This is a genomic window from Flavobacterium weaverense, from assembly GCF_003688495.1.
GTDB classification, from domain to species: Bacteria; Bacteroidota; Bacteroidia; order Flavobacteriales; family Flavobacteriaceae; genus Flavobacterium; species Flavobacterium weaverense.
The window spans coordinates 1-2,841 of the sequence record NZ_REFH01000001.1 but is presented as its reverse complement, the minus strand read 5'-3'; the positions used below and the strand labels follow the sequence as shown (position 1 = coordinate 2,841).

Below are 2,841 nucleotides of genomic sequence, written 5' to 3'. Positions count from 1 at the left end.
AGAAGGTGATAGCCCTGTATAAGTAATAGAAGATAAGAATAGTGGTATCCTGAGTAGGGCGGGACACGAGAAATCCTGTCTGAATTTGGCGGGACCATCCGCTAAGGCTAAATACTCCTGAGAGACCGATAGTGAACCAGTACCGTGAGGGAAAGGTGAAAAGAACCGTGAATAACGGAGTGAAATAGATCCTGAAACCATACGCTTACAAGCGGTCGGAGCCCTTTAGTGGGGTGACGGCGTGCCTTTTGCATAATGAGCCTACGAGTTAACGTTGCTGGCAAGGATAAGTGGTTAAGCCACGGATCCGTAGCGAAAGCGAGTCTGAATAGGGCGCTTTAGTCAGTAGTGTTAGACGCGAAACCGTGTGATCTACCCATGGACAGGTTGAAGCTGTGGTAACACACAGTGGAGGACCGAACCCGTTGACGTTGAAAAGTCTTGGGATGATCTGTGGGTAGGGGTGAAAGGCCAATCAAACTCGGAAATAGCTCGTACTCCCCGAAATGCATTTAGGTGCAGCGTTATGGTTAAAGTTATATAGAGGTAGAGCTACTGATTGGATGCGGGGGCTTCACCGCCTACCAATTCCTGACAAACTCCGAATGCTATATAATGTTTCATAACAGTGAGGGCTTGGGTGCTAAGGTCCAAGTCCGAGAGGGAAAGAACCCAGACCATCAGCTAAGGTCCCCAAATATATACTAAGTTGAAAGAACGAGGTTTGTCTGCCCAGACAGCTAGGATGTTGGCTTGGAAGCAGCCATTCATTTAAAGAGTGCGTAACAGCTCACTAGTCGAGCGGACGAGCATGGATAATAATCGGGCATAAGTATATTACCGAAGCTATGGATTTACAATTTATTCGTAAGTGGTAGGGGAGCATTCTAACAGGGTTGAAGGTGTATCGTAAGGTATGCTGGACTGGTTAGAAAAGAAAATGTAGGCATAAGTAACGATAATGCGGGCGAGAAACCCGCACACCGAAAGACTAAGGTTTCCACAGCTATGCTAATCAGCTGTGGGTTAGTCGGGACCTAAGGCGAACCCGAAAGGGACAGTCGATGGACAACGGGTTAATATTCCCGTACTAGTTATTACTGTGATGGGGTGACGGAGTGATGAAAGCGCCGCGAACTGACGGAATAGTTCGTTGAAGTACCTACCTATAGGATCCGCAGGCAAATCCACGGATCTTGGGGAAATACGATAGTACTCGGAGACTTCGGTTGAAGAGATAGTGCGCCTAAGGGCTTCCAAGAAAAACCTCTAAACTTCAGGTAATAAGTACCCGTACCGCAAACCGACACAGGTAGTCGAGGAGAGAATCCTAAGGTGCTCGAGAGATTCATGGCTAAGGAATTAGGCAAAATAGACCCGTAACTTCGGGAGAAGGGTCGCCCCGAGTAATCGGGGCCGCAGTGAAGAGGTCCAGGCGACTGTTTATCAAAAACACAGGGCTCTGCAAAATCGTAAGATGAAGTATAGGGCCTGACACCTGCCCGGTGCTGGAAGGTTAAGTGGAGATGTTATCTTCGGAGAAGCATTGAAATGAAGCCCCAGTAAACGGCGGCCGTAACTATAACGGTCCTAAGGTAGCGAAATTCCTTGTCGGGTAAGTTCCGACCTGCACGAATGGTGTAACGATCTGGACACTGTCTCAGCCATGAGCTCGGTGAAATTGTAGTAGCGGTGAAGATGCCGCTTACCCGCAGTGGGACGAAAAGACCCTGTGCACCTTTACTATAGCTTAGTATTGACCTTGGATAAATGATGTGTAGGATAGGTTGGAGACTGTGAAGTGGCGTCGCTAGGCGTTGTGGAGTCATTGTTGAAATACAACCCTTTGTTTATCTGAGGCCTAACCCCGCTTAAGCGGGGGACATTGCTTGGTGGGTAGTTTGACTGGGGTGGTCGCCTCCAAAAGAGTAACGGAGGCTTCTAAAGGTTCCCTCAGTACGCTTGGTAACCGTGCGTAGAGTGCAATGGCATAAGGGAGCTTGACTGAGAGACATACAGGTCGATCAGGTACGAAAGTAGAGCATAGTGATCCGGTGGTTCCGCATGGAAGGGCCATCGCTCAAAGGATAAAAGGTACGCCGGGGATAACAGGCTGATCTCCCCCAAGAGCTCATATCGACGGGGGGGTTTGGCACCTCGATGTCGGCTCGTCACATCCTGGGGCTGGAGAAGGTCCCAAGGGTTGGGCTGTTCGCCCATTAAAGTGGCACGCGAGCTGGGTTCAGAACGTCGTGAGACAGTTCGGTCTCTATCTACTGTGGGCGCAAGAAATTTGAGTGGATCTGATTCTAGTACGAGAGGACCGAATTGGACAAACCTCTAGTGTATCTGTTGTCACGCCAGTGGCATCGCAGAGTAGCTACGTTTGGAAGGGATAAGCGCTGAAAGCATATAAGCGCGAAACCCACCACAAGATGAGATTTCTTTTAAGGGTCGTGGGAGATGACCACGTTGATAGGCTATAGATGTAAAGGCAGTAATGTCATAGTCGAGTAGTACTAATAACCCGTAAGCTTATGTACGCTTTTCCTTCCCCGAGCAATCGGGGAAGGAAGAAACTTTCTTCACTCTGAACTTCAGAGTCTTTTATTAGTTCCTGAAATAAATTCAGGATAAATCTTTATCTCAGTATGTTAAGATATTCTGTAATGTTGATTAGCAAATAGCTAGTTTACCCATTGCAAAACGACCTTAAGGTGGTTATTGCGGCGGGGCTCACCTCTTCCCTTCCCGAACAGAGTAGTTAAGCCCGCCTGCGCAGATGGTACTGCAGTTATGTGGGAGAGTATGTCGTCGCCTTTCTTTAAAAACCCTATTCAT

The 2,841-nt window shown here is 48.2% G+C and carries 2 rRNA genes; both read left to right on the top strand.

Features of this window, described 5'->3' with window-relative positions:
* Window positions 1–2,543 (top strand): 23S ribosomal RNA (locus BC961_RS00010); the annotation flags it as partial.
* A gap of 170 nt (window positions 2,544–2,713) precedes the next feature.
* Window positions 2,714–2,823, top strand: a 5S ribosomal RNA gene (rrf, locus tag BC961_RS00005).
* The last annotated feature ends 18 nt before the right edge of the window (window positions 2,824–2,841 follow it).